The following is a 22,638-nucleotide window of genomic DNA, read 5'->3' on the forward strand; positions in this document are numbered from 1 at the left end:
GGTCACGCCGCCTCGACCGCCTGCCCATAGCCGACATTCTTGCGCGCGAAGCGGCGTACCCGCACATTTGCCTGCTCGGCATGGCCGGCGAAGCCTTCCATGATGCAAAGCCGCGAGCAGCGCTCGCCAATCATCGCCGAAGCCTCGTCAGTCACGATCCTCTGATACGTGCAGGTCTTCAGGAACTTGCCGACCCAGAGGCCGCCCGTATAGCGCGCCGCCGTCTTGGTCGGCAGCGTGTGATTGGTGCCAATCACCTTGTCGCCATAAGCCACGGTCGTGCGATGGCCGAGGAACAGCGCGCCGTAATTGGTCATGTTGGCGAGGAAGTAGTCGGGATCGGCAGTCATCACCTGGACATGCTCGGAAGCCATGCGGTCGGCCTCCTCCACCATCTCTTCCAGCGTATCGCAGACAATCACCTCGCCGCAGTCTTCCCAGGCCTTGCCGGCAATGGCCGCGGTCGGCAGGATCTTCAGCAATCGCTCGATCTCACGCATGGTGTCGCGGGCGAGCTTTTCGGAATTGGTCAAAAGCACCGCCGGCGAATTCACGCCGTGCTCGGCCTGACCGAGTAGATCGGTGGCGCACAGTTCACCATCGGCCGTGTCGTCGGCGATGACCAGTGTTTCAGTCGGCCCGGCGAAAAGGTCGATACCTACCTGACCGAACAGGAGGCGCTTGGCCTCCGCGACATAGGCGTTGCCCGGTCCGGCCAGCATGTCGACCGGCTTGATGGTCTCGGTGCCATAGGCCATCGCGCCGATCGCCTGGACTCCGCCCATGCAGTAGATCTCGTCGGCGCCGGCAAGATGCTGGGCGGCGACGATCAGCGGCGCTGGACGACCCTTGAAAGGCGGTGCACAGGTGATGACACGCCCGCAACCGGCGACTTTCGCCGTCAAGACCGACATGTGAGCGGAGGCCAGCAGCGGGTACTGCCCACCAGGGACGTAGCAGCCGACATTCTCGACCGGGATGTGCCGATGGCCAAGGATCACGCCGGGCAACGTCTCGACTTCGATGTCGAGCAGGGAATCGCGCTGCGCCTGTGCGAAGTTTCGCACCTGGTCCTGCGCGAAGCCGATGTCGTCGCGCTCCTGAGCCGTGAGGCTGTCGACGCACGCCTGGATTTCGGCGTCGCTCAGCCTGTAGGACGGCCGGTCAAGCCCGTCGAACTTGGTCGACAGTTCCCGTACCGCCGCATCGCCGCGCGCGGCGACATCCGCCAGAAGCGCCTCCACAGTCGCCGTCAACGTGGCATCCTGCGAAAATCCGATAGCAGCCTTCGACGATTTCAGCCGTCTGATCATGTCTGGACCTTTGCCGAGGCGTTTCGTTGCCCCTTCATTCGAGGGCGAAGCCGGAGCGGCGTCTTTTGGAAAGGCAGCCGCTCTTCGAACTCACATGTGCTGTTCGAGTTCGCGGCCGGCGGCGTACTCCGCCTGCTCCTTCTCGTAGTAGGCAGGCGACGGGAAATCCCACCAGCCGGTGACGAACGGCCCGGCCGCATCGCGGGAGGTGGTCACCTCGACCAGTGCCGGCGCGCCGCTATCGAGCGCAGCCTTCAGCGTCTTTTCCAGATCGGCCGAGTCCTCGACCTTCCAGGCCTCCATGCCGAAATTCTTGGCCACTTCGGCAATGTTGGCGCTGTAGGGCTCGCCGTTGCCCTTATGGTGGTTGAACTCGCTGCCGACATGGCGCCCCATGAACTTGCGCTGGCCGCCACGGATCGACATGTAGCCGCGGTTGTTCTGGACCAGGAACACGGCCGGGATATTGTTCATCACAGCCGTGCCCATCTCCGGCAGAGACATCATGAAATCGCCGTCGCCGACCACTGCAACCACCTGGCGGTCAGGCTGTGCGAGCTTTGCGCCGAGTGCCGCCGGTACCGCCCATCCCATCGGCGAGAACGAACCCGAAGTGAGGTGCGTTCGTGGTTCATAGACCGGGAACGTCTGCTTGACCGCGCCCTGCGTGTTACCCGACCCGGCCAGGATGATGCCCGAGCGGTCCATCACCTTGCGCAGCGCCCCGAGCGGCCGCTGCGACGTGAATGGGCTTTCGTTCGAGTCGCGGCGCGGCGCCAGCATCTCTTCCCATTCGGCCTTGGCCTTGCGGATATCGGCATGGAAGCGTTCTCGCCGGCCGAGCGCGCGGCTCGACTGCTGGTCCGAGATCAACGCCAGCATCGCCTCGAGCGTGGCGCGGGCATCGGCGACGATGCCGACTTCGGTCGGATAATTCTTGCCGATTTCATTATGGTCGAGATCGATATGGATAAGCTTGCCGGGCGGAATGGAGAAGGACGCGCCCTTGCGATAGCTCGACGCCGACCAGTCGGTGAAGCGGCAGCCAACCGACATGACGACATCGGCGCTGGCAGTAATCTGATTGCCGCAGGCCGTGCCGGTCTGACCGACGGCGCCGATCGACAGCGGATGATCCTCGGGGAAGGCGCCCTTGCCATTCCAGGTCGAGGAGACGGCAGCCCCGACCTTCTCGGCCAGCGCAAGCAGCGCCTCCGAGGCATTGGCGCTGATTGCGCCACCGCCGGCGACAATGACCGGCCGCTCGGCCGACAACAGCAACGCCGCCGCCCTCTCGACCGCGACCGGATCGGGATAGGCGACGCCGATCGCCATGCGCGAGGCGAGCGGATGGATGGTGACGTCGGCCGCTTCGGTCTGAAGGTCCATCGGCACTTCCACATGCACCGGCCCGGGGCGGCCCGACAGCATTGTGTTGAAGGCGCGGTGCATGATGAAGGGCAGTTCGTCCACACGGCCCGCCTTGTACACGCGCTTTGTCACCTGCTCGGTGATGCGCGGGAACGCATTCTCCTGCTGGCGCTCCAACTCCTGCATGACGCCATGGCCCTTCATGTGCGTCGCCGGACCGCCGGAAACGTAGAAGGCCGGAATGGAGTCCGTATAGCAGGTCGCCAGGCCGATGATGGTGTTGGTCGCGCCCGGGCCGATCGAGGTCGAGCACGCCATCGGCTTACCCGAAGCGCGGAAATAGCCGTCGGCCATGTGCACGGCGCTCTGCTCGTGCATGACCTGGATGAACGGGATCTGCGAGCCGGACTCCAGAAATGCGTCGAACAATGACCAGATGCCGTGGCCGGGAACGCCGGCGACATATTCGACGCCGTACTCCTTCAGCGCGCGTGCTACGATTTGTCCGCCCGTCAAATTCATTGGTTCCACCTCGTTTTTCGCGTAGCCGGCGGGTCGATGGCTCGGCGCCCGGCAGCAGGATCGAGGCAGAGTTTCAGGAAATAGTCATTGACGCACAATTTCGCAGACACTTGAATATTGACGCGATATGACGCAACATATGCGACATGTGACTTAAAGCGGGCGAAGTCGATGGAACACGACGAAAACCAGGTGGCCCACTTCTCGGCCAACCTGCGCCTGCTCTGCGAGCGTCACGGCTCGATCTCCGCCGTCTGCCGGAAGATCAATCTGAATCGTCAGCAATTCAACAAATATCTTTCTGGGCTGCACATGCCGTCGCCGCAGAACCTGCGGCTGATCGCCAATTACTTCGGCCTGAGCGTGCCGATCCTGTTTTCTCAGCCGGACGAGTTCCGCACCCTCGTCGAGGGCAATTTTTTCCACGCGATGGAAAATGTGCGCCGTTCGCCCGAGCTCAACAAGTTCGTCGAAGCGATGATCGTCGAATCGAGCGGCGACCAGAAGGAGGTGCTTGGCGTCTGGGACCGCTACCAGTACTCGTCGATCTACAAGGGGTTCATCCTGCGCTCGGCGTTCTGCATCTACAAGAACAACCAGTTCCTGCAGCACTACTATATCGAGCGGTTTCCGAGCTACGACGATCCGACGAAGACGGAATATGTTTTCAAATATTACGGCTTCGTCTTTCCGGTAGCCGGCCGACTTTTCACCGCCGACTTCGAAGGCATTCAGCGTAACGAGCTGACCTTCGGCGTCTATGCGCCGGTCAAGCGCAGCTCATCGAAATTCATGTTCGGCATCGCCACAGGCATCGCGGCCACCATGTTCCGCCAGCCCTATTCGACCAAGGTGGCGCTGCACTACCGGGGACCTGGACTGCTCAAGCGCGAGCACCTCGACGCACTGACCGTGCTCGACCGCGGCGACCCCTCAATCCCGCGCGAGGCCTTGCAATTCCTCGGCGATGGCTCCGAAATGATCCAGCTCGGCTGACGCAATCCGACGCGGCCAAAGCGTCAAACACGCTCGCCAATGCGTTCGCCACGAAATTGCGGGAGCGAGCGCAGCCGTGTCAATTGGGGCGGTCCGACAGAATGCCGAACGTCCGGTTAGAAGGAGCGCGATTTTGGTGGCCACCGTCAATTCGACCATGATGCCGTTTTCCAACGTGGCGCACCTGCCCTTCGGGGAAAAGCTGCGCGCGACGCAGTTGGCCGGATTCGGCGAACTGTCGCTGATGCCCCTGGAGGTCGAGCGCCTGCTGGAAAGCGGCATGAGTTTTGCCGAGATGAAGTCCCGCGCGGCCGATCACGGCGTCTCGATCACCCGGCTCGATCCGCTCAACACCTGGCCACGCATCTGGCGTCCCGACAACATGGACGAAGCCTATATCCGCACCGTCGACACGACGCCGGATGCCTTCTTTCGGCTGACCGATGGGCTGGGCTGCACGCATATGAGCCTGAATGCCACCTTCCCGTTGAATGCCATGTCGATCGACGAGATCACCCAGCACTACGCCTCCATCTGCCGTCGTGCCGCGGCGCACGGTGTCACCTGCGACCTCGAATTCATCCCACTGTGGGGCGTGCCGACGCTGGACATGGCCTGGCAAATCGTCAGCGCCGCGGACCAGCCGAATTCCGGTCTGGTTTTCGATGTCTGGCATTTCGTCAGGAGTCGCTCGAGGCTCGACACGCTTCGCCAGCTTCCCGGCCACATGATCCACTGCCTGCAGCTGAATGACGGCCCGCTTGACCTTCCGGCCGGTGTCTCCATCAAGGATGACTGTTACAACAGGCTCTTCCCCGGCGACGGTGGCTTTCCCAACGCAGAGATCATTCGGATCCTGGCCCAAGGCGGCGGCCTCAACCAGGTCGGGCCGGAGGTGTTTTCCCCGATGCTGGCAGCCATGTCGACCGAAGAGGTCGCGGCCAAATCCGCGACCTCGATCGCTGCCGCTTTCGATGCGGCCGGCGTGAACGCCTGACGGCTTCTCTGTCCCAGCGCTGATGCCTCGATTTGGAAGCGATACTTCGCGCATCGTGCGCAACATCGCTTCATGAAACCCTGTCGTGCGAAATTGTTAACCGGCGCGAAACCGCGGACTATCACCAGGCAAGAGCAGGCGACGGATCGATCGATCTGACGACCTGCCGACGGGAACCACGAAGGCGCTGTTGATCGGCGCGGACAGTGTCGAACGGAGCCTGCTCGAGCGGGCGGGCGATGGGCGAAGCTTTGGGAGTGCTGCGAATGAGCCTTTCACGCACGAGGACGGGAGCATTGCTGGCCACGCCGGCGATACTCTACATGCTTGTCTTCTTCGTCGTGCCAAGCCTGATCCTGTTCGCCTATAGTTTCTGGTCGTCTGCGTCCTATCGTATCGTGCCGGACTTCCAGTTCGAGAACTATCTCGGCTCGCTGGCCTCGCCGGTCTTCTGGAAGGTCACCTTCAACGCCATCCGCATCGGCCTCTTCACCGCCGCGATCACGCTGATCCTGTCGATCCCGGTCGGCTACTACCTGGTCTATGTCAGCCGTTCGCAGACCATCCTCTATCTCATCCTCATCACCTGGTTCTCGAGCTATCTGGTGCGCATCTACGCCTGGCGCACACTGCTTGGCACGAGTGGCGTGCTCAACACCGTGCTCCTGCAGTTCGGTGTCATCGATCACCCGGTCTCGGCTTTCCTGTTCAGCCCCTTCGCGGTGACGATCACGCTGGTCCACATCTACCTGCCGTTCTGCATCCTGCTGGTCGTGTCCTCGCTGAGCGAGATCAAGCGCGACCTGGTCGATGCGGCGCGTGACCTGGGTACGTCGTCGATCGGCGCATTCTTCAAGGTCATCGCGCCTAATGCGGCCAATGGCCTGGTCGGTGCCTTCATGCTGACCTTCATCCTTGTTGCGGGCGACTATGTGACGCCGCAGATGCTGGGCGGCTCGTCGGGCCAGACGACAGGGTTGCTGATCGCCGACCAGTTCCGCAAGACCGGCAACTGGCCGCTCGGCGCGGCGCAGGCTTTCCTGATGTTCGGTGTCTCGATCATCCTCTACGTCGTCATCACGGTGCTTGGCCGCGCCACCGGCCTGATCGTCAAGCGGCGAGCGAAAACCGAACGGGAGATCTGACTGTGCTGTTGCGGATCATCGTCTGGGCCATCCTGGCCTTCCTCCTCGCCCCGCTGTTGATCATCGTGCTGTTCTCGTTCCACGCTTCGCCAGCGCTGTCCTTCCCCTTTGCGGGATTTTCGCTGCGTTGGTACGAGGAACTGTTCGGCAATGCGCAACTGGCATCTGCGGTCATCAAGAGCATGACGATCGCTTTCCTCACGGCGCTGGTGACGCTGCTGCTTGGCGCCACGGCGTCGCTGGCCTGGCTGCGCTTCGGCCACGCCGGCCGCGGCATGATAGAAGCGCTGACCGTGACGCCGATCGCGCTGCCAGGTCTGTTCGTCGGCGTCTCGCTGCTCGTACTCTTCGCGCAGTCGGGCACCCAGCTCTCGACCGCCACGATCGTCATCGCCCATGTCGTCATCGCGATCCCGATCCTGATCGTGGCGATGAAGGCGCGGCTGGCGTTGTTCGACCCCTCGCTGGAGGAGGCCGCGCGCGATCTTGGCGCCTCTCAGATGCAGACCTTTGCCCGCGTTACCCTGCCGCTGATCGCGCCGACCTTGATCGCGTCCTCCATCCTGGCTTTTGCCGTGTCCTTCGATGAGTTCGTGGTCACTTCCTTCGTCGCCGGCACGGAAACGACCCTGCCCATGTACATCTGGTCGATGATGCGCCGCACGGTGACGCCACTCGTCAACGCTATCTCGACGCTCGCCCTCTTCTTCTCGATCGCAATCCTGGTTGCATCCTGGGTGATCGGTCAGGCGCGCCGACGCTCTGCGATTGCCGGCCGCCTCGAACAGTTGGAACCTTTGCCATGACCAATCCCAAGACGATCATCGAAATCCGCGATGGCAAGAAAGTCTTCGGCAATTTTACCGCACTGACTGACATCAATCTCTCGATCCGCCAAGGCGAGATCCTGACGCTGCTCGGACCTTCAGGTTGCGGCAAGACCACGCTCATGCGCTTGATCGCCGGCTTCGAAACGCTGACCTCGGGCACTGTCAGCATCGACGGCAGCGATTGCGCCGGCACACCGCCGGAACGCCGCCCCGTGAACATGGTTTTCCAGCGTTATGCGCTCTTTCCTCATCTCGATGTCTTCGAAAACGTCGCCTTCGGCCTGAAGGTCAAGGGCATGTCCAAGGCCGAGGTCAAGGAGAGGGTGAACCGCATGCTGCACATCGTGCAGCTCGACAATTTCGCCAACCGCTACATCGATGAGATCAGCGGTGGCCAGAGCCAGCGCGTGGCGCTGGCGCGGGCCCTTGTCAACGGCCCCAAGGTGCTCCTGCTGGACGAACCGCTGGCCGCACTCGACCTGAAGATCCGCCAGCACATGCTGGCCGAGATGAAGCGCGTCCACACCGAGACAGGAGCCACCTTCGTCTATGTCACCCATGATCAGGACGAGGCGATGATCCTGTCGGACCGCGTCGTCCTGATGGAAAAGGGCCGCATCGTCCAGATCGACCGGCCCGAGGACATGTATGCCAGGCCGAAATCGCTGTTTGCCGCGAAATTCCTCGGCGAGACCAACCTGTTCGATGCGACCGTCAGCGCAGTCAACGGCATTGGCACCACCGCGGTCACGCCGGCCGGCATCCCCTTCCTCGGCGCCGAGACCGCGGATCGCCACGTATCGGAACGTATCACTGTCTCCATCCGCCCGGAATCGTTGAGTTTCCAGGGCGGCGAGACGGCAGCCCAATCGGCCGAAGGTACAGTCGAGGATGTCGTCTTCATCGGCAGCCGCTCGTTCTACACTGTGCGTCTCGACGACCAGTCCCCTGTCCGCGTCCAGGTGCAGCGCAACGGTCGCCTTGCTTTACCGTCGATTGGCGACCGTACCCGCGTCTACTGGGACTCGGCAAACATCGTCATGCTCCCGCATACCTGATGCAGTGCCAAAACTTGTGCATCTCCGGCGAGGGTATTCGCACACTGACGCACACAACGCGCCATGAAGCGCCGGCATTCGGCACCATGCGAAATTGTTTCTCGCCAGCGCAGCCAACACAATCAAGCTCTTAACGGATATCAAAAGGGGAATTCGACAATGAGAAAAATCTGGTCCACCGACGAAGTCATGCAATTCGCAACGAGCCGCCGGTCATTTCTTGCCGGCGCAACGGCGCTTGCCGGCGGCGCGATGCTCGCGCCCTTCATTCCCAATATAGCGCATGCCGCCTCAGGCGATCTCCAGATCATGGCCTGGGAAGGCTGGGAGCTGACCGACGAGCTTGCCGACTGGATTTCCAAGAACGGCCTCAACGTCGAGGTCTCGGCCATGGGCAACCAGGACGACGTTACCACGAAGTTCAGCGTGCCGAACCCGCCGCCTTTCGACGCTGCCGAATACAACCAGGGCTACGCCGACCTTTATCTCGATGTGCTGAAGATCACCAAGCCGCTCGACAAGTCCAAGCTGCCGAACTACAGCGCCGACAACCTTTTCGACGTCTTCTACGACAAACCGACCTGGTTCCGGAACGGCGAACTCCATGGCGTACCCTACGCCTGGGGCCTGAACACTATCGTCTACAATCCAAAGATGATGGAAAAACCGACCTCCTATGAGGATCTCCTGAAACCGGAACTGAAGGGCAAGATCGTGCTGGTCGACGACACGCTCGTTACCTGGCCGGTTGCGGCGGTGCTGGCGGGCTTCACGACCTTTCCGAACCTCACCAAGGACGAGATGGCCAAGACCTTCGAGCATCTGAAGCTCTATCGCGATCAGGCCCGAACCATCAGCCTGACCTATGGCGACGTCGTGTCGCTGATGGTGTCCGGCGAGGTCGCTGCCTGCTTCGCCGGCTGGACCGGCATCCCGACCGAGACCGCCAAGCAGAATGTCGAGACGATCTATACCATCCCCAAGGAAGGCGCCGCGACCTGGTGCGACGCCTGGTTCCTGCCGCCTGGCGCCGACAATGAGGAAGCCGCCTACGAGTTCTTCAACCAGGCGATCTCGCCGGAGGTGCAGGCCAAGGTCGTCACCCGCAATGCAGCCGGTGTCGTCTCTTCGAAGGCTGTCGACCTGCTGTCGCCCGAGACCAAGGCACTGTTCGACTATTCCGATGTCGAAGGCATCTTCAAGGCCGCGCCGCTTCTCGGCATTCCGCCGCTCGAGTCGAACCAATATGCGACGTACGCCGACTGGGTCGCCGCCTGGAACGAATTCAAGGCGGGCTGACGCCTCCGACACGTCCAACCAGAGGGGCGCATCCTCCCAGCGTTGCTCTGCAGGCGGCAGCCGTGCGTGTGCGGCTGCCGCTCTCTTACCGCACAGCTTGTGCAACAAGGCAGCATCAATGCCAGACTACATCGTCATTGGCGGCGGCTCCGCCGGCTGTGTAGCTGCTTCGCGGCTGTCGGAGGATACCGGCAGTTCCGTGCTCCTGCTGGAGGAAGGGCCTGAAGATCGGGCCATCGAAATCCATCTGCCGGTGATGGTCTACAAGACCGCGACCGGCAACCTGTTGCAGCGGTTTGAACAGGAGCCGACCGCCGAGAACCCAAAAGCCACGCCACCGACCATGGTGCAGGCGCGCGTGCTGGGCGGCGGCAGTTCCGTCAATGCGATGCTCTATATTCGCGGCATTCCGTCGGACTATGACGGGTGGGCCGAACAAGGCGCCGACGGCTGGTCCTACAAGGATGTGCTGCCCTTTTTTCTGCGCGCCGAGGACAACGACACGCTGGCGGGCGAGGCGCATGCATCGGGCGGGCCGCTGAAGGTATCGTCTCCGCAACATGTCAGCCCGTTGACGAGGACCTGGCTCAAGGCCTGCCAGCAGGCGGGAATCCCCTATGTCGCCGATTTCAACGGTGGCGAACAAGCCGGCTCGGGTCTTTACCAGATCACGGCGCGCAACGGCCGCCGCGCCAGTGCCGCGGTCTGCTATCTGAAGCCGGCGCGCAGTCGGTCGAACCTCAAGGTGCAGACTGGCGCCCGCGCTACACGCATCCTGGTCGAGAATAATCGCGTCGTTGGGGTCGAATACGTCCAAGGCGGACGCACGCTCGTCGCACACGCCGAGCGTGAAGTGATATTATCGGCAGGCGCGATCAACTCGCCCCGCCTGCTGCTGCTCTCCGGCATCGGCCCGGCCGAGCATCTGAAGACGGTCGGCGTTCCCGTCGTGCACGACCTTCCCGGTGTCGGACGCGGTCTACAGGACCATGTGGATTGCTACCTGATCTATGAGCTGAACGGTCCCCACGGCTACGACAAATACAAGAAGCTGCATTGGAAGGCCTGGGCGGGTCTTCAGTATGCGCTGTTCCGGCAGGGACCCGTCTGCTCCAACATCATCGAGGGCGGCGCCTTCTGGTGGGGCAATGCCGACGATCCGCACCCCGACCTGCAATATGCCTTCCTTGCCGGTTCGGGCGTCGAGGAAGGTGTGGCAAAGGTCGAAAGCGGCCATGGCTGCACACTCAATGTGTGCCAGACACGGCCGCGGTCGCGTGGATTCGTCGAGCTCCGCTCGCCCGATCCGTTCGCACCTCCACGAATCGTGCCGAACTACCTGTCTGACCCGTACGATCTCGACACGATGGCCGATGGGGTGCGGCTCGGCCAGGAGATCATGGGACAGCCGGCCCTCAAGCCGATCGTCAAGCGTGAGCAATATCCTGGACGGCTAATGCGCTCCAAGGATGACTATCGCGGCTATGTGAAGGAGATGGCGCAGGGGGCATTGCACCCGACCGGTACCTGTCGGATCGGCAGGGATCGTATGGCGGTGGTCGACAGCGAGTTGCGGCTGCACGGCCTCGATGGCCTGCGCGTCGCGGACGCCTCGGTCATGCCAAGCGTGCCTTCAGGCAACACCAACGCGCCATCGATCATGGTCGGCGAGCGCGTCGCAGACTTCATCCGTCGCCGCCGCAACGCGCATTGAACCGAGATTATTTTCTTATGCAGGAGGCAACAAAATGAGCGACAGAAAAGGAATGCCGGGGTTGGCCGCCATGGACCATATCGGCCTTGTGGTGCCCGATATGACGGAGGCGATCGCCTTCTTCGGAGATGTCATCGGCTGCGACTTCATCTATTCCGGCGGCTCGATGAAGGACGACAACGGCACCTTCATGCAGGACAAGATGAACATACATCCGCGCGCCAACATGAAGGAAGTCGTCTTCATGCGTTGCGGGAACGGCAGCAACATCGAGCTGTTCGACTTCGAGGCGCCCGACCAGAAGCGGGTCTACCCGAAGAACAGCGACATCGGCGGCTACCACCTTTGCTTCTATGTCGAGGATATCGAGGCCGCCGCCGACTATCTGATAGGCAAAGGCGTCAAGGTCTTCGACCGTCCCGAACTCGAAAAGCAAGGACCGGGAGCGGGCGAATCCTGGGTTTATTTCGAGGCACCGTGGGGTTGCAGATGGAGCTGATCAGCTATCCCGACGGCAAGGCCTACGAGACGGATGCGCCAAAGCTTCTCTGGAAGCCGGCTCGGTAGCGGACGCCCGCAGCATTTGAGATGTCCACCGTTCGCGGGGCGCCGCGAACAGTGGACAGATCCTAGATCCAGCCGCCGTCCACGATAAATTCTTGCGACGTGCACAATGCGCTATCATCAGCGGCCAGAAACAACGCCATCGCTGCGATATCGTCGGGTTGGATGCGCGTTCGAATGGCCTGCAGCGCGTCGATACGAGCTTCTCCTTCCGGCGTAAGGTGTTCGCGCCTTTGTCTTTCCGTCATCACCCATCCCGGAACAAGCGTGTTGACCGGATATTGAAAGGACCGAGGTCGCGAGCCAGGCCCTTTGTCAGACCGTGCGCGCCAGCCTTGGCTGTCATGTATGCGGGGAAGTTCGACCCGATACGCGTGCTCACCGATCCAAAATTGATAATTGATCCACCCCCGAGACGCTTCATCTGCGGGATGACGGCCTGTGCAGCGAAGAACATAGGTCGCTGATTGATGGCCATTCTGTCGTCCCAGTATTCGACGGTAACGTCCTCGATCTTGTGCCGTGTGTCGTTGGCGGCATTGTTGACCAGGACCGAAACGTCACCGAGCTCTCGCCCGACACGCTCAATTGCCGTCTGGAGCGCGGCGATATCGCGGATGTCACATTCGATGAACACCGGTGGATATACGTGCTCGGTCAACGACGTCACAAGCCCTTCAGACAAGGCTTTCTCGATATCTACGAAGGCCACCTTTGCGCCTTGCCAGGAAAATCTTTGGACAAGCGCTGCGCCGATGCCAGAGCCGCCTCCCGTGATGAAGGCGACTTTCCCCCTAAGCGATGGGTAAGAGGCCGAATGTGACCGAGAATGAATTGCCTGCATCTTAATCTGCTTTCATTTTGGATGAGGGGAAGCAAGTCAGACAGGCTGTCCCGAGGTGACGTCACGCGCTCAAACCGTCACGGTGATGCCGCCATCGACGAAGAGCGTGTGACCGTTGACGAACGAGGAAGCTTCGCTGGCAAGAAACACTGCGGCCCCGATGAGTTCTTCAACATTGCCCCATCGACCGGCAGGTGTGCGCCTCTCCAGCCACGCGGAAAACTCGGAATCCCGAGCGAGTGCATCGTTGAGCGGCGTCTTGAAATAGCCAGGGGCGATGGCGTTGATCTGCAAACCATATTTTGCCCAGTCCGCACACATGCCTCGGGTCAGATTTCTGACCGCCCCTTTTGTCGCGGTGTAAGGCGCGATCCCTGGACGGGCCAGTTCGCTCTGGACTGAGCCGATATTGATGATCTTCCCGCTGTTGCGGCTGATCATGCCTTTCGCCACGGCTTTGCTCATATGGAAAATGCTGGAGAGATTGGTACGCAGAAGCTCATCCCATTTGTCTTCTGGAAAATCCTCCAATGCTGTTCGATGCTGCATGCCGGCGTTGTTGATAAGGATGTCGATCGGGCCGACCGACCTTTCAATTTCATGGACCCCTTGCCGAGCCGCTGGGGCATCTGTCACGTCGAAGGCCGCTACCTTGGCCGACAGACCGCTGTTGGTCAGATTTTTGGCGGCGTCCGTCAGTTGCTGTTCGCGGCGACCGTTCAGGACGACACAGGCGCCGTGTTCCGCCAGGCCGCGGGCAAGGGCCAGGCCGATGCCTTGGCCCGAGCCCGTAACCAAAGCGATTTTGCCTTTGAGGTCGAAAAGCGATTGCACCGGCACGCTCTCGATCACGAAGCGTACGACACCGGCGTGGCATGCCAGCCGTTTTTTCGTTTCTCCCAGAAGGCCGCTCTCAGCTGCGCGGAGATCGGACCCGGGCGGTCGTTCCCGAGGATTCTCTTTGCAAGTCGGCTTACCGGCATGATGCCGCCAGCCGTCGTCGAGAAAAAGATCTCATCGGCGGCTTCAAATTCGTTGCGGGAAATATCCCGGACCTCACAACGAATTCCAAACTCGTCGCAGAGTTCGATTACTGTTTTTCGAGTGATGCCCTCGAGCGCACCATGTTCCGGCGTGACGACCTTACCCTCGATGACGGCAAAGACATTGAAACCCGGGCCTTCGGTTACGTTTCCATCGCGATCCAGCAAAACGCATGTTTCAGCGCCTTGATCGTGCGCTTCGAAGTTCCCGCGCGTCAGGTCGCCCCAATGAAAATTCTTGATCGTCGGGTCGAGCGACTCGGGCGCAATTCGCTGCGGAGACGCGATGATCGCGTGCACGCCGCGTTCCTGCTGCTCGGGTGTGAACACCCACACCCAAGGCATGACATGGCAAATCAGGTAACTGCGACCGTGGACTGGATGAAGCGGTACGCCGCGCGGCGGGCGGGAGCGGACACAGTCCATCGCCACATAGGCCTCACGCAATCCGGTGCGCCGCACGAGTTCGGTGAGGACAGTTTTGATCTCTTCGTTACTTTCCTTCGGATTCATCCGCAGCTTCGTCATCGAGGTGCGAAAGCGGTTGATATGGTCGTCAAGGCGAAAGAATGCGCCGTAATAGACACCCACAACATCGTAGGTAACGTCGGACCGGCGATAACCCCATTCGGTGATGCCGAGTTTGGCATCCTTGAGAGGCATGAATTCACCGTCAATGTAAGCCGCACCGGCGGACCAATCGACTGCTGTCATTGTAATTCTCCTTGATCAGAGACTTTGGCTGCGGGCGGAGCTACGCGCCCAAGAAACAATCGGGCATCGGCCGTTGGCTAAACGGCCACCGCCAGTTCGCTCCGGCCGGATCGCAGGATGCGTGTTTGGACGATGTCCAATTCAAGATTGTCGTCTTCAGGAGACCCCTTGACCGCAACTCCGTAGACATCTCGCGCGCGCTGCACGCTGATCCACCCTTCCGCAAGATCGTGCAGCACCCGCGCCGGGTCGCGTTCCCGAGGGGAGCCATATCCACCGCCACCTGAGGAGTGAGAGATCATGCGCTCGTCCGGCTGCAGAGTGACGCCATAGCAGGGGGGAAGATCGACGACTGAGCCGTCGGCCCTGCGCATGGCAGCTCTGGACATACCGCCGGCGCCGCCGCCGCGGGCGCCTGCGGCCGGGGTGATGGTACCGTCAGCGGTATAGAGGACGGTCAGGGAATTTCCACCCCACGGTCCGTACTCGCTGTAGACCGATGGCGCACCGCGAAACGTGCCTGCGCCCTCGGTGTCATCGAGGATATGGCGATCGTGGACGATGATTGGATGGTGGAGTTCATCGACTTCGACGCTGTCGATATGGCACATCCCCGCATTGCCGGCATGAATCATGGTGAGAAAGCCGTCGGTGACCGGCGTGCCGGCACCACCGCTGATGCCGATGTGGACCTGATTGATGAATGGCTCGTCATTGTTGTAGGGGTCGCGCCCGGAGATGACACCCATTCCTGGAGGCTGGATTGGACCGGTCGCGGCTTGCCCATGGCCGGCCGAGAGCTCCGCTATCGCGCGCTGCACCGGATTGGTGACGTGGTCGGCGAGATTGGTCGTCGCCACAGAGCACGAGGCCGGATGCCTCGGTATGCCGACACAGCAGTTTTCGCGGACCCGAATATCAATTCGTCGAAAGCTGCCCGCATTGGCGGTGACATGGTGATCGAGGATTCCGTTGAATATCCCGATCATCGCCGCGCTCTTGGCGGTTGCCTCGGTAAGATTGAGACCGCAGGGCTGGCAATCGGAGTTATCGCGCAGATCGACAATGATCCTGGCCTGGGCCGTATCGACTTCAACGTCCACCTTGACGGGAATGCCGTCGGGGATGCCAGGGAACGGGTCGTGCGCGGATACAAGGACGACACGGCCGGAAGACAGTCTTCCGATCGCCTCGATCATTTTCTGCTCGGAATAGTCAAACCAGCGTGTGGCGTAGCCTTCAAGCATGTCCCAGCCGATCTCGCGGCCAAGGTTGAGAAGCTCGCGTTCGCCGATACGGACCGATCCGAGGCTTGCAAGAAAATCACCCCACCATTGGTCCGGAACCCGGATACGGGCCTGGCACATACGGACGATGTCGTGGTTGGTCTTGTACTCTTCCTGAATCTTCGTTGCGGAAAAGATGAGGGCGCCCTCTTCGTACAAATCCTTCACGTCAGCGAGATAACTGGAAGGACGAGAATTGCCGCAATCCGCCTGATGTGCCTTGGCCAGCACGAAGAAGCGCAGAATGCCCTCATCGTCGATGACGGGAACGATCATGCAGTGGTCGGCCGCGTGGGAGTTTCCCTCATATGGGCTGTTATGGAGAAAGCAGTCACCGCGCTCCAGTACCGGATGGTGCTTGAGGACCGCCTGGCACATCAAATCAGGGCCGATGAGCGTATGGTTCGGCAGGCTTTCCGCGGCCGCCAGCAGCTTGCAGTCGGCGGTCAGAATGACACATGAGAAATCATGTGCGGTGTTGAGGATCCCGGAGCGGGCGGTTCGGAAAAGAGTGTTTTGCATCTTGCGTGCGATGGTCTCCATACGGCTGGAAATCATCGCCATCTGAACGCCGTCCGGCGCCTTTTTCAAAACTTGCTCAGACATAGGTAAGCGCCTCCTTAGAATGTCACGCACAGGCCACCGCTGGCCGTGCGTTCTGCGACTGTGCCGGGATCAACCACGACGGTGGAGAACGAGGATTCGATGATGGCGGGCCCGGCAACCGGTTCGCCCGGCTGCATGGCCTCGTAGCGGTGAACGGCGACATCGCTCCAGCCGAGCTCGGAGAAGTAGACCGGCCGCTTTGCACGACCACCGGCAAAATCGCCTTCGGGAGGGAGCGTGCCGGCAGGTCGATCGTTCAGCCTGCATCTGACCTTGGCGCGCCAGGTCACGAATTCGACATTGGAATTGCGGTCGCTGATTTCGAAAATACGCTGGTGGGTGTCATGGAAGGCATCCGTGACCCGCTTCAGATCGTCTTCGTTCTTCACCTGATCGAGAGGGAGGGAAACGTCGATTTCCCAAATCTGATGCGGATACCTCGCCTCCACAGAGTACTCGATCTGGCAGTCGAGAGCTCCGGCGCCGGGTCCTTCCGCGAACTCAAGGCATCGTTTCCTCAGGGCTGCCAGAACCTCGTTGATCTTGTCGCCCGCAAATCTGTCGCTGGTTGTAAACTGCAGTTGCGCATAGTCAGACGAAAGCTCCGACATCAGGGCCCCGGCAGCGCTCATCACGGCACCAGCTTCAGGGATCAGCACGCCGGCACATTGGAGACGCCTGGCGACCGCGACGGCATTGAGCCCCGCGGCGCCGCCGCCGCCAATCATCACGGCCGAGGTGGGATCAATGCCCTGATTGACGGTGATTTCCTCGATCGCTCCGACCATCTTTTCAGTTGACAGTCTCAGGACGGCGGCGGCGGCTTCCTCCACTTTGATGCCGAGCGGGTCGGCCACCTTCATGCGCAATTGTCGGGTCGCCCCCTCCCGGTCGAGGACCATGGCACCACCCAGGAAGAAGTCCGGATCGATGTAGCCCAGGATCAAGGCGCAGTCGGTGACGGTAGGCTCGGTTCCACCGCGACCGTATGCAACCGGCCCGGGGGTCGAGCCGGCGCTCTGCGGACCGACCTGTAGAATTCCGCCGCTGTCGACCCATGCTATCGAGCCCCCTCCGGCGCCGATGCTCTTGATATCGACCGATGGAAAGCCGGTCATATGGCCGCGCGTGCGCTGGCCGATCCACGTTTCGCGGCTCCAAGGGATGCGTCCGTCACGCACGAGGCTGACGTCAAAGGTGGTACCACCCGTGTCCGCGACAATCGCGATGGCGTTGCCAAAATCGCGCTCTGCATAGAAGCGGCCGGCGACGGGCGCCATGGCCGGTCCGGAATTGATCGAATGGATAGGAGCGCGTGCAACCGCCGCCGCATCCATGATGCCGCCACCCGAGGTAACCATCAGCGTGCGGCCGTTGAAACCGGCGTCCTGCAACCTGTTGGTCAAACCATCGAGATACCTAGACATCAGCGGTTTCAGCGAGGCGTCGATAACGGTCGCGGAAGCTCGACGATATTCGCGCAGGGTTGGGTTGAGCTGATGCGAAAGCGTGTAGGGAACATCCGGCAGATGCAGCTTGAGCAGTTCTCCGACGCGCCGCTCATGAACCGGGTTGACAACCGACCACAGCAGGCAAACGCCAACGGCTTCAATTTTCAGTGCCTGCAGTTTCTTGATTGTCGCGATGAAGTCGGTTTCGTTCAGGCTTTCAACGATGTTGCCGCGAGCATCGATGCGTTCATTCACTTCGAACGTATATCGCCGAGGCACATAGGGTTCAGGATAAGCGACCGTGAAATTGAACGGCTCAATTCGCCCGCCCTCACGCATGACCAGGATGTCACGATGACCCTTGGTCGTGATGAAGGCTGTTTTCGCGGTCCTGCCGGTGATGATAGCGTTGATGGCCCGGGTGGTGCCGTGCACGAACATGGCACCGCGGTTCAGGAAGTCCCCGAGTTCCAGCCGATAGTGCCTGGCTGCGAGATCGAGGGCGTCGAGCACGCCGCGAACCGGGTCGTCAGGCGTCGTTGACGCTTTGAACAGCCGAATCTCGGCGCCATCTTCAACCACAAGGTCGGTGAACGTACCACCGGTATCGCAGGCCATCCTGATATGATTTGCGCTGGGTCTGGTCTGGGTGGCGTGGGTGTCCATAAGGCAAGCCTCTTTCGGGCCGGCGCGGATGCATCCGGCCGGATATGATGGGGTTGTTGGAAGAAAGGCGCTGTTCGGGGCTGTTATTCCAAGCGTCGTTTTCGGATATGCGTGGCAACCTCTTCCTGTGGCTTCGCGCATGTGTCTCGAATGACGAGTTCGGGCAGAAAGATCGTGTCGGAGCCGGCGCTGGTCGGCGCCGCGCTCGGTTTGAGGACGCTCTCGACGGCAGCGGCGGCCATCGCCTCGATAGGCTGACGTATGGTCGTCAGTGCAGGGAATGACAGCTGGCTGATCCAAGCATCGTCCACGCCAATAATCGACATGTCCTTTGGAACGGCAATGCCGGCGGAACGGAATGTCGCCAGCAACCCGAGCGCGATCATGTCGTTGAACGCGATGATAGCCGTGGGCCTGGGCGACAGCGCCGCCACATCGGAAGCGGCATCGCGACCGACCTCGACCATCTGGGCGTCTGCAATATCAAGCGCGCTCTGGTGACGCTCCAGCACAACAGCCTGACTGTCATCGAGTTCACGATCTTTCATCGCTTTCTTGAAACCGGACAGCCGCATCACCCGGCTGTGGGTGATGAGGGGATCGGTGACATAGGCAATCCGCCGATGACCAAGGGCAAACAGATGCTCCACGGCCATCCCGATTGCCGCCTCGTGATCGAGATTGACCGTATCGAGCCGAGCAAGTTTCAAATCAAGCCTGTTGGCGTCGACGGCAACGATCGAAAGGTCACTCCACGCCGAGTAATAACCCCGCCTGGTGTTCAGGGGCGCGATCGTGATGAGGTCGGCAACGCCAATAGCGGCCAAATTGTCCAGAAACTCCTTCTCAAGCTTCGGGTCGCGCATGGTGTTGCACAGATGAACCCTGTAACCCGCCTTTACCGCAGCCTGTTCTATCGAGAACACCATCTGCCCGTTGAAGGGATTGACGATGCTGGGCACGACAAGGGCAATCACCCGGGCCTTGCCGGTCTTTAGCTGGCGGGCTGCCTGGTTCGGCCGGAAATCCAGTTCGGCAATTGCGGTTGCGATGCGTGTCCGGGTCTCCGTTCCAAGGCGGTGGAAGCGATTGTTCATGTAATTCGAGACGCTGCTCACGGATACGCTTGCGGCTTTCGCAACATCCTGAATGGTGACGCGCTCGGCGGCATCCGTGGGCGATCCGCTCTTCGGTGGCATGACGTTCAAATCTCCCAAGGTCCCAGAGAACCTCATTCTACGACTCCCGCAGCAGAACGAAACCTCGACAGCCGCGGGTTCAGCCTCGCAGCAACAAATCAGGCAATTTGGTAAAACGATACACTTAAAATCCGACCTGTCAATCGAGAACCATTCGGAGGCGCCATAGCATCTACCCCTTGTCATTGCGCGATTCTTGTCGCAACAACCCGAATGCGCAGAAACCCCCGTCGTGATGGGGAGTTGACAGATCGAAAAAGTTGGGTGTATCGTTTTACCTAATGCAGAAAGCCAAAGAGCTTCGCAGCAGGCTTACCGGCGCTGAACATGCCTCGCTTAGGCAACGCCGCGCCTGAAACTTGCACGATCGTTTTTCGCGATGCTGCCGCAAGTCCGACGTGTACCGGGACGAAGTCGGCAACGACAAAGCTTTACATCATCAAAAACCGACGGAGACGGAACATGAAAAAGATTTTGCTGGCTGCCGCTTATCTAACGCTACTCGGTGTCCCTGCTCAGGCTGAAACGATCGGCTTCAGCATGCAGCGGTTCGACGACAATTTTCTTGCGATTCTTCGCAGCGGCCTGGAGGCACACGCCAAGGACCTTGGGAACGTGACCTTGTTGATCGAGGATGCGCAGGGCGACATCGCCCGGCAGCAAAGCCAGATCGAAAATTTCATTGCCGCCAAGGTCGATGGGATGATCGTGATTCCGGTTGAGGCCGATGCCGGTGTTGCAATGTCGAAGACTGCCGACAAGGCTGGAATACCTCTGGTCTTCGCCAACAATCAGCCTTCCAACGTCGATGAGCTGCCAGAAAAGCAGGCTTTCGTCGGGTCCGACCAGATCCAGGCAGGCAGCCTGGAGGCGCGCGAGGTGTGTCGCTTGCTGGGCGGCAAGGGCAAGGCCGTGATTCTGATGGGCGAGCTCGGAACCCTGGTTGCGCGTGGCCGCACCGAGGCGGTGCACGAGGTCTTCAAGTCCGACGAATGCAAGGGCATCGAAATCGTCGAAGAGCAGACGGCGACCTGGTCGCGCACGCAAGCGCTCGACCTGACTACAAACTGGCTGTCGGCAGGCCTGAACTTCAACGCTGTCATCGCCAACAACGACGAGATGGCGCTCGGTGCGCTTCAGGCCATCAAGGCAAGCGGCGGATCAACCGGCGATTACGTGGTTGCTGGCATTGATGCGACGCAGGAGCCTTGACAGCCATGAAATCAGGCGACCTCAGGGTGACCGTTTTCCAGGACGCCATCAGCCAGGGAAAAGGTGCGCTCGACACCGTTCTAAAGCTGGCGCGGGGCGAGAATACCGACAGAAAGGTCTTCACCACGCTCGAACTCGTCACCAAGGACAACATGGACAAGTACCTGAACAAGAATTGATCGCCAACATCGCGCGCCGGTCATTTGATCGGCGCGCGGACTGTTTCGTTCGATCTGGATTGGGGACTACTTCCATGCAGACCACAGTCGCCGTTACGCCAACCTCACCTGGTGTTGAGGACAAGCGTCAGCCCTGCCTGCTGAGCGTGACCGGGATCAGCAAGTCGTTTCCGGGCGTGGTGGCACTCGACGACGTGAGCTTTCAACTGAGGCGGGGCACTGTCCATGCACTCATGGGCGAAAACGGCGCGGGGAAATCCACGCTGATGAAGATCCTGGCGGGGATATATCAACCCGATGCGGGAGAAATCCACCTTGACGGCGTCTCCGCTCAGTTCAAGACGCCGCTCGACGCACTGATGCAGGGTGTAGGCATGATCCATCAGGAGTTGAACCTGATGCCCTCGATGACAGTCGCGGAAAACATCTGGATCGGGAGAGAGCCGCGCAACCGATTTGGGATCGTCGATCATCCGCGCATGAATCGCCTGTCGCGAGATCTTCTGACGGAGCTGAAAATCAACCTCGATCCAGAGATGGAAGTTCGCCATCTGTCGATTGCCAGCAGGCAGATGGTGGAAATCGCGAAGGCGGTTTCCTACCGCTCGCGTGTCCTGATCATGGACGAGCCCACATCGGCGCTGACAGAGCGCGAGTCGGCCCAGCTTTTCGAGATAATCGACGAGCTGAGGACCCAGGGCATCGGCATCGTCTACATCTCGCACAAGATGCACGAGATCTTCGAGATATCAGACGAGATCTCCGTTTTTCGTGACGGTAAGTATATCGGCACCCATGCGGCAGCGGCCACCAGCCGCGACGAGATCATTCGCATGATGGTCGGCCGTGACATCTCAACACTGTTTCCGAAAGAGAACGTACCAACCAATGATATCTTATTTTCGGTTCGGGATCTCGCTTTGCGCGGCGTCTTCTCGGGCGTCTCTTTCGATCTGCGGGCGGGCGAGATATTGGGCCTGGCCGGCCTGATCGGCTCGGGGCGGTCCAACGTTGCCGAAACCATCTTCGGCGTGACGCCCGCCACCAGCGGCGAGATACGTATAAGGGAGCAACGCGTCGATTTGAGATCGCCACGCGATGCGATCGCCAACGGAATGGCTTTCCTGACAGAAGACAGAAAACAGAGCGGTTGTTTTCTCGCCCTCGATATCCTCGAGAACATACAGATTGCCGCTCTTCGAAACCAATTCGTCAAAGCCGGATTCGTGCAAAACAAGGCGATTGCCGCGGCATGCAGCGAGATGAGCAGGACGTTGCGTGTCAAGAGTTCCGGAATTCACACCACGGTCGAAAACCTCTCGGGCGGCAACCAGCAGAAGGTGCTGATCGGCCGCTGGCTTTTGACCAAACCGCGCATCCTCATCCTCGACGAACCGACACGCGGCATCGACGTCGCCGCCAAAGCCGAGATTCACGCCCTGGTGTCTGCGCTCGCCAGCACGGGAGCGGGCGTCATTCTGATTTCCTCGGAAATGCCGGAGGTCATTGGAATGAGCGATCGGATCATGGTGATGCATGAAGGCAAGATCACCGGTGTTCTGGATCGCGATGAGGCAACACAGGTCAAGATAATGGAACTCGCTTCGAAGTAAGCGAGGAATAGAGGAA

General features: G+C 60.5%; 16 protein-coding genes and 2 pseudogenes. 10 read left to right on the forward strand and 8 right to left on the reverse strand.

Annotation, left to right across the window (positions count from 1 at the left end; translation table 11 throughout):
- Positions 1 to 2: 2 nt before the first annotated feature.
- Complete coding sequence (gene hisD / locus E5X88_RS23595; RefSeq protein WP_292165622.1) at positions 3 to 1,313, reverse strand: histidinol dehydrogenase; 1,311 nt, start codon at positions 1,311 to 1,313, stop codon at positions 3 to 5.
- A gap of 90 nt (positions 1,314 to 1,403) precedes the next feature.
- Positions 1,404 to 3,206, reverse strand: coding sequence for a thiamine pyrophosphate-binding protein (locus tag E5X88_RS23600; protein WP_292165623.1), 1,803 nt, complete (start codon positions 3,204 to 3,206; stop codon positions 1,404 to 1,406).
- A gap of 171 nt (positions 3,207 to 3,377) precedes the next feature.
- Here E5X88_RS23600 and E5X88_RS23605 point away from each other — a divergent pair, with 171 nt between their 5' ends.
- The 8 genes from E5X88_RS23605 (at position 3,378) to E5X88_RS23640 (ending at position 11,744) form a co-directional block, all read left to right on the forward strand.
- Complete coding sequence (locus E5X88_RS23605; protein WP_292165625.1) at positions 3,378 to 4,202, forward strand: helix-turn-helix transcriptional regulator; 825 nt, start codon at positions 3,378 to 3,380, stop codon at positions 4,200 to 4,202.
- 136 nt (positions 4,203 to 4,338) lie between these two features.
- Complete coding sequence (locus E5X88_RS23610) at positions 4,339 to 5,199, forward strand: sugar phosphate isomerase/epimerase (RefSeq protein WP_292165626.1); 861 nt, start codon at positions 4,339 to 4,341, stop codon at positions 5,197 to 5,199.
- A 266-nt stretch (positions 5,200 to 5,465) separates the two neighbouring features.
- Positions 5,466 to 6,344 carry an ABC transporter permease gene (locus tag E5X88_RS23615; protein ID WP_292165627.1) on the forward strand — a complete coding sequence of 293 codons (879 nt, stop codon included), beginning with the start codon at positions 5,466 to 5,468 and terminating at the stop codon, positions 6,342 to 6,344.
- Between the two features lie 2 nt (positions 6,345 to 6,346).
- Entirely contained in the window at positions 6,347 to 7,150 is an 804-nt protein-coding gene (locus E5X88_RS23620; RefSeq protein ID WP_292165628.1) for an ABC transporter permease, read from the forward strand.
- Complete coding sequence (locus tag E5X88_RS23625; protein WP_292165630.1) at positions 7,147 to 8,232, forward strand: ABC transporter ATP-binding protein; 1,086 nt, start codon at positions 7,147 to 7,149, stop codon at positions 8,230 to 8,232. Before E5X88_RS23620 ends, E5X88_RS23625 begins: the two co-directional genes overlap by 4 nt.
- Positions 8,233 to 8,391: 159 nt before the next feature.
- Positions 8,392 to 9,531, forward strand: coding sequence for an extracellular solute-binding protein (locus E5X88_RS23630; RefSeq protein WP_292165632.1), 1,140 nt, complete (start codon positions 8,392 to 8,394; stop codon positions 9,529 to 9,531).
- A 118-nt stretch (positions 9,532 to 9,649) separates the two neighbouring features.
- Positions 9,650 to 11,245 (forward strand): GMC family oxidoreductase N-terminal domain-containing protein, encoded by a 1,596-nt coding sequence (locus tag E5X88_RS23635; protein WP_292165633.1) that lies wholly within the window; start codon positions 9,650 to 9,652, stop codon positions 11,243 to 11,245.
- A 34-nt stretch (positions 11,246 to 11,279) separates the two neighbouring features.
- Positions 11,280 to 11,744 (forward strand): VOC family protein, encoded by a 465-nt coding sequence (locus E5X88_RS23640; protein ID WP_292165634.1) that lies wholly within the window; start codon positions 11,280 to 11,282, stop codon positions 11,742 to 11,744.
- 130 nt (positions 11,745 to 11,874) lie between these two features.
- On the opposite strand, the pseudogene E5X88_RS23645 reads toward E5X88_RS23640, so the two are convergent.
- The 6 genes and pseudogenes from E5X88_RS23645 to E5X88_RS23670 all read right to left on the reverse strand — a co-directional run bounded on the left by E5X88_RS23645 (position 11,875) and on the right by E5X88_RS23670 (position 19,618).
- A pseudogene (locus E5X88_RS23645) lies at positions 11,875 to 12,653 on the reverse strand (SDR family oxidoreductase).
- A gap of 69 nt (positions 12,654 to 12,722) precedes the next feature.
- Entirely contained in the window at positions 12,723 to 13,487 is a 765-nt protein-coding gene (locus E5X88_RS23650; protein WP_292165692.1) for an SDR family oxidoreductase, read from the reverse strand.
- 14 nt (positions 13,488 to 13,501) lie between these two features.
- Entirely contained in the window at positions 13,502 to 14,410 is a 909-nt protein-coding gene (locus E5X88_RS23655; RefSeq protein WP_292165635.1) for an aminotransferase class IV, read from the reverse strand.
- Positions 14,411 to 14,487: 77 nt separating this feature from the next.
- Positions 14,488 to 16,260, reverse strand: a complete 1,773-nt coding sequence (locus E5X88_RS23660) for a hydantoinase B/oxoprolinase family protein (protein WP_292165637.1) — start codon at positions 16,258 to 16,260, stop codon at positions 14,488 to 14,490.
- A gap of 56 nt (positions 16,261 to 16,316) precedes the next feature.
- On the reverse strand, positions 16,317 to 18,419 hold the full coding sequence (locus E5X88_RS23665) for a hydantoinase/oxoprolinase family protein (RefSeq protein WP_292165638.1): 2,103 nt from the start codon (positions 18,417 to 18,419) through the stop codon (positions 16,317 to 16,319).
- 83 nt (positions 18,420 to 18,502) lie between these two features.
- Positions 18,503 to 19,618, reverse strand: coding sequence for a LacI family DNA-binding transcriptional regulator (locus E5X88_RS23670; protein ID WP_292165640.1), 1,116 nt, complete (start codon positions 19,616 to 19,618; stop codon positions 18,503 to 18,505).
- A gap of 462 nt (positions 19,619 to 20,080) precedes the next feature.
- On the opposite strand from E5X88_RS23670, the pseudogene E5X88_RS23675 reads away from it, so the two are divergent.
- Both E5X88_RS23675 and E5X88_RS23680 read left to right on the forward strand, forming a co-directional pair.
- Positions 20,081 to 21,009, forward strand: a pseudogene (locus E5X88_RS23675) (sugar ABC transporter substrate-binding protein).
- Entirely contained in the window at positions 21,006 to 22,622 is a 1,617-nt protein-coding gene (locus E5X88_RS23680) for a sugar ABC transporter ATP-binding protein (protein WP_292165642.1), read from the forward strand. The pseudogene E5X88_RS23675 and the gene E5X88_RS23680 overlap by 4 nt, the downstream one beginning before the upstream one ends.
- Positions 22,623 to 22,638: the final 16 nt, after the last annotated feature.

Origin of the sequence: Mesorhizobium sp., from assembly GCF_004962245.1 — a bacterium.
Lineage (GTDB): Bacteria > Pseudomonadota > Alphaproteobacteria > Rhizobiales > Rhizobiaceae > Mesorhizobium.